Origin of the sequence: Jannaschia formosa (assembly GCF_003340555.1) — a bacterium.
Taxonomy (GTDB): Bacteria; Pseudomonadota; Alphaproteobacteria; order Rhodobacterales; family Rhodobacteraceae; genus Jannaschia; species Jannaschia formosa.
In genome coordinates this window covers 1-9,076 of sequence record NZ_QPLJ01000049.1, presented here as the reverse complement: position 1 = coordinate 9,076, position 9,076 = coordinate 1, and the positions used below count along the sequence as shown (strand labels likewise).

The following is a 9,076-nucleotide window of genomic DNA, read 5'->3' as shown; positions in this document are numbered from 1 at the left end:
CGCCCGCCTGACCGGCATCACGCCTCGAACCCCTCTTCTGGCCGGCCAGCCCGGGCCGAAACCGCACCAGCCTGCGCACTTGTCTGCCAAAACCCTCACCGCCAGGCGAAATCGACAGGTTGTCGGAGGTGTCCAGATGCACTTTGCGCCAGACGCGGCGCTTGGTCCCGCCGTGCTCGCGCGCGTGCCATTCGCCCTCGACGCGCACCTTGATCCCCGTGCTGTCGACGAGCAGATGCAGCGGCCCGCGCGAGCCTCGGTAGGGTAGCCGCACGGCCAGGGTCTTCTGCCGCCGGCACAGCGTCGAGAAGTCCGGCACCGGCCAGCCGAGCCCCGCGAGCTCCAGCAAGCTCGCGACGAAGCCGTTCGCCGGCGGGCTCGAACCACTGGCGCCTCGCCGGCTCACCTGCCGGAGCGGTAGGCCGAACAGGGCCTTGATCATCAGGCACGTCTGGATCGCTGCGTCCGAGAAGGTCTGCTGCCGCCCACGCTTGCCCGATGGCGCCGTATGCCAGGCCATGCCGAGATCCAAGCAGACCGTCAGCGAGCCGCGGTCACGCAGCGACCTGTTGTAGGCGGGCCAAGTCAGGGTGCGGTAGCGGGCCAGTGCAGGCTTGGACATCACGCCCAGCTATGTCGCTAGAGCCGCAATGTGAATTCTTTGCAGGCTTCGCGCAACATGACCACCTGTGCCTGAATGTCCGGCTGATTCGGAGCCGCTCCTTCGGCCACCAACAAAGGAGTAACCTGCACACAACACACGATGATCGACAAGCGGTGGGCAATTTCCGAACGCCGTCCCGCCTGCGCTTCCCTCGTTATTCCGCAACGTGGATTTTCGGCCAGGTCCCATTGGTCTCGACGCGCTGCAGCCTGGCCGCCAGGGCGGCGGTCTCGGTCCGAGTGTCTGCGACGCTCGCCGCGAGGTCGCGCAATGCGGGCGGCGCCTCCTCCTCGTCGCGTGGGCTGACGAACCGGCCGAACACCCATGACAGCCCGCGCTGCAGGTCGTCCATGACCAGGAAGAACGACGGCACGATGACGAGGCTCAGTAGCGTCGAGACGATGATCCCGCCGATCACAGCCGTGGCCATGGGCGCGCGGAATGCCCCCCCCTCACCCACACCCAGAGCGGAGGGCAGCATTCCCGCCGACATGGCGATGGAGGTCATGACGATAGGCCGCGCCCGCTTGTGGCCCGCCTCGACCAACGCCTGCACGCGGGTGAGGCCCGCGGCTCGCATCTCGATGGCGAAGTCCACCAAGAGAATCGCGTTCTTGGTGACGATTCCCATCAGCATCAGGATGCCGATCAGCACCGGCATCGAGATGGCGTTGCCGGTGATGACCAGGGCTGCGGCCACTCCGCCTATGGCGAGGGGCAGCGACAGAAGGATCGTAAAGGGCTGGATAACCGAACCGAAAAGCAGGATCAGCACCCCGAGCATCAGGAGCAGTGCGAGCAGCATGGCGTTGCCGAAGCTCGCGAACAGCTCGGCCTGGATCTCCGCGTCGCCAGACGTGGCCGTGCGCACAGTGGCGGGCAGATCGACGGACGCGATGATCTCGTTGAAGCGCTCCGTCGCCGTGCCTAGCGCCACGCCGGCGGGAAGGTTCGCGCCGATGGTGGCCACCCGCTCGCGGTTGAGGCGATTGATGACGCTTGCCCCCTCGCCCATGGCGATGTCTGCCACGGCGTTCAGCGGCACTGAGCCGCCAGAGGTCGTCGGCACGCGCAGCGCCGCGATGCGTGCGAGGTCGGAGCGCGACGCCTCGTTCAGTTGCACGCGCACCGGGATCAGCCGGTCGTCGATCGACACCTTGGCCAAGGCCGAGTCGGAGTCGCCGATGGTGGCTACGCGCACGGCCTCGGCGATCGCGGCGCTCGAGACACCGAGGCGGGCGGCCTCCGCGGGCCGTGGCGTGATCTGCAGTTCGGGCCGGGGCAGGGCGCCCTCGGTCGAGACTGCCTGCAGGAGCGGATCCCCGCGCAGAGCGCCCTCCAGCCGGGCCACGGCGACGCCGAGATCCGCCTCATTGGTCGACAGGATCGAGTAGGAGATGTCGCGCCCGCTGCCGCCGCCACCTTCGCTGAGCTTTATGATCCGGATGTCGGGAAGGGGCGCGACGGCGGCGGCGATCTCGGTCTCGATCAGGGATTGCGGGCGCAGCGTGCCGTTGCGGCCGTGGTAGGGGACGTCGGGCACGATGCCGGCCACGACGGGGACCTGCTCGACGAGGTCGAGGAGGCGGCGCTCCAACGTGTTGTCGAGACGCTCGAGGACCACGGTGACGGCGGCGCGGCGAACGTCGCGCTCTCCGCCGGGCGAGGCCCCCCCCAGCACGAACACACTCTCGACCCCGTCGATGTCGCGGATGACCTTCTGGATCTGGTCGGTCGCCTCGTCGGTCTCGGCCAGCGTTACACCGGGGGGAAGCTCCACCGAGAGCGATATGCGTGATGCGTCCTCGGGCGGGATGAACGAGCCCGGGATCTGCGCCATGACGTAGAGCGATCCGGCAAGAATGCCGAACGCCGCGAGCAGCGTGAGGTACCGCACGCGCATGGTTACGCGCACGAACCACAGGTAGGCGTGCATGACCCAACCGTCGCGCTCCTCATGGGCGTCGGCGTCGGAAGAGCGCATCAGATAGGCGGCCATCAGCGGCGTTATGAGGCGCGCCACGAGGAGCGAGAACAGCACCGCCACCGCCACCGTGAGGCCGAACTGGATGAAGTACTGGCCTGCGATCCCCGGCATGAAACTCACGGGGACGAACACCGCGACGATCGTGAACGTCGTGGCCACCACGGCAAGCCCGATCTCATCGGCAGCGTCGATGGCGGCGCGGTAGGGCGACTTGCCCATGCGGATGTGGCGCTGGATGTTCTCGATCTCCACGATCGCGTCGTCCACGAGGATGCCAGTAGCGAGCGTGATGGCGAGGAACGAGATGAGGTTGAGCGAGAAGCCCAGAAGGTCCATCACCCAGAAGGTGGGGATGGCTGACAGGGGCAGCGCCACGGCCGTGATCAGCGTCGCGCGCCAGTTCTTCAGGAACAGGAACACTACAAGAACCGCGAGGATCGCCCCCTCGATCAACGTGTGGATCGCGGCCTCATAGTTGCCGTAGGTCGAGTAGACGAGGTCCACGACGAGGTTGATCGATACGCCGGGGTTGGCGGCTAGGATGCGTTCGATGGAAGCCTCGACTTCTTCCTGCACGGAGACCTCGGACGCTCCCTGCGCACGGAACACCGCGAAGACCACCACCTCCTGCCCGTCCAGGCGGGCGAAGGACCGCAGATCCTCGAACGTGTCCGTTACGGTCCCGAGGTCTGACAGAAGCACTTGCCGGCCTGCGGGCAGCGCGATGGCGGTGGCGGCGAGGCGCTCGGCGTCGCCTTGGTCGCCCAGAAGGCGAATCGCTTGTTCGCCTCGACCGATCTCCGCGCGGCCCGCGCCCTGATTGGCGTTGGTGGCACGTATCTGCGCCGACACGGTGGCTGCGGTGATGCCGTAGGCATCGAGGCGCGCCGGGTCGAGGTCGATCCTGATCTCCCGCTCGGCGCCGCCGTAGCGGTCCACCTGACCCACGCCAGGTCGGCCCTGAAGCTCGCTCCTGATCGTGTCGTCGACGAACCACGACAGCTCCTCGAAGGTCATCGCAGGCGCGGACACCGCGTAGTAGAGGATGGCGCCGCCGGCAGCGTCTATCTTGGCGACAGTGGGGGTCTCGACGTCGCCAGGCAGGTCGCCCGCGATGCCGTCGATGGCGTCTTTGACGTCCTGTACCGCTTCGTCGGTAGCCACGCCCACACGGAACGTGGTCACGGTGGAGGACAGCCCGTCGGTGACGGTGGAGGTGACGTCGTCCACCCCGGTGATACCTGCCACCGCATCCTCCACGAGGCGGGTGACCTGGCTCTCCAGTTCGGCGGGCGCAGCCCCCGACTGCGCCACGGAGATCGAAACGATGGGCACGTCGATGCTCGGAAACTGGGTGATGGGCAAGCGGTTGAACGACTGCCAGCCCAGAAGAAGCAGGAGCCCGAAGAGGAGGAGGGGGGCGATCGGGTTGCGGATCGCCCATGCCGAGAAATTCATTGCCCTCGTTCTCCCAGAGCGTGGTCCGGTTCCGTCGCCTCTGCTGCCATGTCGGCCGCCGGCCCGGCCCCATCGACGACCGGGTTGACGCGGTCTCCGTCGCGCACGAACGCCGCGGCGCGAGTGACGACCTGGTCGCCCACCCCCAGTCCCCGAGTGATCTCGATTAGCGCACCGTCGCGGATTCCCGTGGCGACGGGTACGCTCTCCACGAGGTTCCCGCGCACACGCATGACGTTTGACTCATCACCGCCCGATCGGACTGCCGTGACCGGCACGGCGAGGGCGTCCGCCTCGCGCACCAGGATCTCGGCGGTCAGGAACATGCCGCGCACAACCCGCTCGGGATCGTCGATGGCGATGCGCGCGGTGCCGAGCCGCGTGGCCTGATCGATGCTGGGCTCCACAAGGCGCACTTTCCCCGTCACGGGCTGCGCGCCGGTGCTGGCAGACATCGTCACCGTCTGGCCGAGCCGCAGCCGCAGGAGGTCCTGCTCGCTCACTTCGGCGCGCAGCTCCAGAGCGCCATCGCGCACTATCGTGAAGAGGGCACTACCCGACGCGGAGGCCACCGCGCCGATCTGGGCGCTGCGCGCAACGATGAGCCCCCCTACCGGCGCCGTGACCTCACTCCGCGCAAGTTGCAACTCCAGCGTATCGATCTGCGCCTCCACCAGCGCTCCCTGCGCCTTGGCCGAGGCGATGCCTTGTTCGGAAGCGGCTGCGCGGGCCCGGGCCGCGTCGGCGCTCGCGCGGGATTCTTCGGCGCGCGAGCCTGGCAGAGAGCCCTGCTCCGCCAGTTGAGTGTCGCGCGCAGCGACGCGCTCCGCCTCCGCAGCGCTGGTCTGCGCCTCGGCCAGCGTCGCTTCGGCCTGGGCGACGGCCGCAAGCACTTGCGCCCGGCTCGCCTCGAGCTCGCTGCGTTGCAGTTCCAGCGTGGCCGTCGAGAGACGCGCGAGGACTTGGCCCTTTTGCACGCGGTCGCCCACCTCCGCCAGGATGGTCTCGATGGGCTGGCCCTCCAGGAGGGGTTGCACCTGCACCTCCTCGACGGCCGCGACGAGGCCCGAGGCGATCACGCGGTCGCGAAGCCTGGCCGGGGCCACGGGCGACACGCTGATGGCGGGCAGCGATGCGGACGACCGAGCCTCGGCCATTTTGACGTGAATGCCTTCCTGCGCCGAGCCGGGCGCGGCAAGGAGCGCGAGAACGAGGGCAACGCGAACGGCGACGGTCATGAAAAGTCCTGAGTCTCGAGAAGCGCGTCGTCCACAAGCCGGTCGATGGTGCGGAGGATTAGTCCCGTTAGGTCAGCGTCCTGAGGCTGTTCTGCCTCAACGCTGATCATGGCGGACTGCATGATAAGGAAGATGAGCCGCCCGTGGGTGCCGAAGCGTGCCTCCGCCCGGTGGGTCGGCACGCCGTGGACGACCGCCAGCACTTCGGCCACGCGGCGAACGACCCCGTCCTCCACGCGCCGCAGGGCGGCAGCGACTTCTGGGCGGCGCGCGCTGGCGGCCACGATCTCAGCCCAGAGCGGCCCCTCGGCCTGGCAATCCTCCGCTGCAAGCCGCTCGCGCAGCGCCGCCTTGAGGGTGGCGAGCGGGTCGGGCGAGGTCAGGATACGTTGAAACTGCTCCTCGATCTCCAGAAGGTCGCGCGCAATGAGCGCGTCGACGAGCGCGGCCTTGGAGGGAAAGTAGCGATAGAAATTGCCCGCGCTCATGCCGGCCGCCCGCGCAAGATCCTGCATGGATGCGCCCTCGAAGCCCTTCTCCACGAAAGCCGCGCGTGCGAGCGAAAGTATGGCATCAGCGCGGTCGCTGAGGTCCGCGTCGAGCAAACGGGGAGGATCCCTTGGTTCGTGGGGCAAGTGCCAGTCTCCGAAGCGCGTCGCGAGTGTTCACAAGGCGTGAATGAACATTTATTCTCTTCTGGCGTGATGTCCAGAAGCTCATGAGAACCCTCCTCATGAATCGTCGCTGACTCACCCTGTCACGCCAGATGCCGACGGGGGCGGTCACACCATCAGAGCCCTCCGCGGTCCCAGAGCGCCTCCGGCCTCGGCAGATGCGTCGAGGACGCATCTGCTGAGTTCATGGGCCGGGTTGATGACTGACTTCACCTGCACTGATTTTCCGGCGCCCGATCGCGGTGATGCGCACGGTGCTTCCGGTATTCCGGCCAGTCGGCTGCGCCTGTCGCGCGGATTGCCGGCAATCGCGTGCCCACACGACTCTTTTACGCATTCAGCGGCCCGAAGGTTTATTCTGTACAGGCCATTATCGCGCAAGCCGCGACACATCACCTACGACGCATGGCCACTCCGGTATGGCGAGTGCACGACGGCCTTCGAACATTGCCATGCTCTCTTGGAAAGTCGAACAAGGAGCGTCTTCGTGCCGTTCGTACTTCTCCATGGACGGGTTCTCATCCGCCGCAGTGAAGGTGGCGAAAAGGCCTTGGCCGGGCTCACCAGGCCCGACAGCACCAGGGAGAAGCCCCAGGAAGGGGAGGTGGTCCCGTCGGGACCGGCGGCCGGGACAAGAAAGGCAACTGCATCGACATGGGCGTCAAGCCTGGCGCCCGGATCCCGTTGGGGAAATGGTCTGGTACCGAAATCAAGCCGGAAGGCGAGGATTTCATGATCATGAAGGGGAGCGACATTCTCGGTGTCATGGCCTGACACCGACGACGATGCCGTAATCTCATTTTCAGGAACACCCCTCCATGACCGCCAAAGACGTCAGGTTCGGTACCGATGCCCGCAATCGAATGCTCAAGGGCATAAATACACTGGCCAATGCCGTTAAGATCACCCTCGGGCCCAAGGGCCGGAACGTCATCATCGACAAGTCCTATGGGTCACCCCGCATCACGAAGGACGGCGTAACCGTTGCCGCGGAGATCGAACTGGCCGACCATTTCGAGAACATGGGCGCCCAGATGGTCAAAGAAGTCGCGCAGCGCACCAATCACGAAGCTGGCGACGGAACCACGACCGCCACCGTGCTTGCCCAGGCGATCGTCCGCGAGGGGATGAAGTCGGTCGCGGCCGGCATGAACCCTATGGATCTCAAGCGCGGCATCGACAAGGCAGTCGCGGCGGTCGTCGCCGAGATCAAGTCCATGTCCCGCCCGGTGGGCGATACGGACGAGATCGCGAAGATTGGCGCAATCTCGGCCAATGGAGAGACCACAATCGGGCGGCAGATTGCGGATGCGATGGTCAAAGTCGGCAACGAGGGCGTGATCACGGTCGAGGAGAACGAGGGCCTCGAGACTGAGACTGAAGTGGTCGAAGGGATGCAGTTCGACCGGGGCTACCTCAGCCCGTACTTCATCACCGATGCCCACAAGATGGCCGTCGAGATGGAGGACTGCGTTATCCTGCTGCACGAGAAGAAGCTGTCCTCTCTGCAGGCAATGGTCCCGCTTTTCGAAGCGGTCATTCAGGCCGGCAAGCCGCTGCTGATCGTTGCCGAGGATATCGAGGGCGAGGCGCTGGCGACGCTGGTCGTCAACAAGCTGTGCGGCGGGCTGAAGGTCGCGGCCGTCAAGGCCCCGGGGTTCGGAGACCGACGCAAGGCCATGTTGCAGGACCTCGCCATCCTGACGGGCGGTCAAATGATTTCCGTAGAGATGGGCACCAAGCTCGAGAACGTCACGCTGGACATGCTCGGCACGGCGAAGAAGATCTCGATCACAAGGGATCACACGACGATCATCGACGGGGCAGGCGACAAGGATGCGATCCCGTCCCGCGTGTCGCAGATCCGCGCCCAGATCGAGGACACCACCTCAGACTACGACAAGGAAAAGCTGCAGGAACGTCTGGCCAAACTTGCCGGGGGCATCGCCGTGATCCGTGTCGGCGGCGCCACCGAGGTCGAAGTGAAGGAACGCAAGGATCGGGTTGACGATGCGCTGAACGCGACGCGCGCGGCGGTTCAGGAAGGTGTCGTGCCCGGCGGCGGTGTGGCTCTGATCCATGCCGGGAAGGTGTTGGGAACACTGAAAGGTGAGAATAGCGATCAGGATTCCGGGATCAACATCATCCGCCGTGCGATCCAGGCTCCACTGCGCCAGATCGCAGGAAATGCCGGTGTCGACGGATCCGTCGTTGTCGGAAAGGTCATCGGGAACGGCAATCGATCCTTCGGCTTCGACGCACAGGCCGAGGAATATGTGGACATGCTAAAGGCGGGCGTAATCGATCCGACGAAAGTCGTCCGGATCGCCCTCGAAAACGCTGCGTCGATCGCTGGGCTGTTGATCACGACCGAAGCAATGGTTGCGCAAAAGTCCGAGAAGGTCGGCACGCGCGCCGGAATGCCCGAATTGGACGAAATAATGTGAACGGCTGCGTCCCGAGGTCAGCGGCTTCGGGAGGCCGGACCACATCCCAATCGAGACAGGCACCGACTACTGCTTCGGAACGACACGTCAGGATCAAGGGAGATCAAAAGGTCGAAGGGCGACCTGCAACGGGGCCATCTTGCAGTCAAGAAGGCGAAGAAGGTGAAGGGAAAGGGCCATTGCTACTGCCGACGTCGCGAATGGTAAGACCCCGATCAGCCTCGGCGAGCAGACGAAGGAATAGGACCTGTCCGGGACTGGCCTGTCGCCGGAGACAGGGCTGATCGATGGAGGAACTCGCGGCACAATTCCGCGTCGGACCGCTCTTGAACCAACCGGCGCATCTCATCCTGCGCCGTGCACCCGATCAGCCTTGGACAGCCGCTTCAACGGCTTAAAGCGGTTTGCTTCTGATCTGAATCGTTGAGGATTCCCTTGGGATCATCGGTCTGCTTCACTTTGGGAAGGAGGTGGACGGATGGGCAACCCCTACTCGATGGACCTTCGCGAACGGATCTGGCGCTACATCGCCGCAGGTCATTCGCGACGGGCAGCCGCGCAAGTCTTCGGTGTAAGCGCCAGCACGGCGGTCCGGTTGGCGGCCGCTC

The 9,076-nt window shown here is 65.6% G+C and carries 6 protein-coding genes and 1 pseudogene; 3 read left to right on the top strand and 4 right to left on the bottom strand.

Going from position 1 to position 9,076, the window contains the following annotated elements; translation table 11 throughout:
• From DR046_RS22225 to DR046_RS22210, 4 genes are all read right to left on the bottom strand, one after another.
• Window positions 1-622: IS5 family transposase (locus DR046_RS22225; RefSeq protein ID WP_245191058.1), on the bottom strand; the 622-nt coding region annotated here is incomplete at its 3' end.
• 196 nt (window positions 623-818) lie between these two features.
• Window positions 819-4,109 carry an efflux RND transporter permease subunit gene (locus DR046_RS22220; protein ID WP_115384544.1) on the bottom strand — a complete coding sequence of 1,097 codons (3,291 nt, stop codon included), beginning with the start codon at window positions 4,107-4,109 and terminating at the stop codon, window positions 819-821.
• Window positions 4,106-5,347, bottom strand: coding sequence for an efflux RND transporter periplasmic adaptor subunit (locus tag DR046_RS22215; RefSeq protein WP_115384543.1), 1,242 nt, complete (start codon window positions 5,345-5,347; stop codon window positions 4,106-4,108). Before DR046_RS22215 ends, DR046_RS22220 begins: the two co-directional genes overlap by 4 nt.
• Window positions 5,344-5,952, bottom strand: coding sequence for a TetR/AcrR family transcriptional regulator (locus DR046_RS22210; RefSeq protein WP_167767244.1), 609 nt, complete (start codon window positions 5,950-5,952; stop codon window positions 5,344-5,346). Before DR046_RS22210 ends, DR046_RS22215 begins: the two co-directional genes overlap by 4 nt.
• A gap of 556 nt (window positions 5,953-6,508) precedes the next feature.
• Between DR046_RS22210 and DR046_RS24470 the strand changes: the two are divergent.
• The 3 genes and pseudogenes from DR046_RS24470 to DR046_RS24970 form a co-directional block, all read left to right on the top strand.
• Window positions 6,509-6,795 (top strand): annotated as a pseudogene (locus DR046_RS24470) (GroES family chaperonin).
• 44 nt (window positions 6,796-6,839) lie between these two features.
• Complete coding sequence (gene groL, locus DR046_RS22200; RefSeq protein WP_115384541.1) at window positions 6,840-8,468, top strand: chaperonin GroEL; 1,629 nt, start codon at window positions 6,840-6,842, stop codon at window positions 8,466-8,468.
• A gap of 478 nt (window positions 8,469-8,946) precedes the next feature.
• Window positions 8,947-9,076, top strand: a 130-nt coding sequence (locus tag DR046_RS24970; RefSeq protein ID WP_370816445.1) for an IS630 transposase-related protein, incomplete at its 3' end; no start/stop codon positions are given.

Excerpts from the sequence above, each read along its gene's own strand:
- DR046_RS22220 (WP_115384544.1), bottom strand. The coding sequence starts at position 4,109 with ATGAATTTCTCGGCATGGGCGATCCGCAACCCGATCGCCCCCCTCCTC.
- DR046_RS22215 (WP_115384543.1), bottom strand. The coding sequence starts at position 5,347 with ATGACCGTCGCCGTTCGCGTTGCCCTCGTTCTCGCGCTCCTTGCCGCG.
- groL (WP_115384541.1), top strand. The coding sequence starts at position 6,840 with ATGACCGCCAAAGACGTCAGGTTCGGTACCGATGCCCGCAATCGAATG.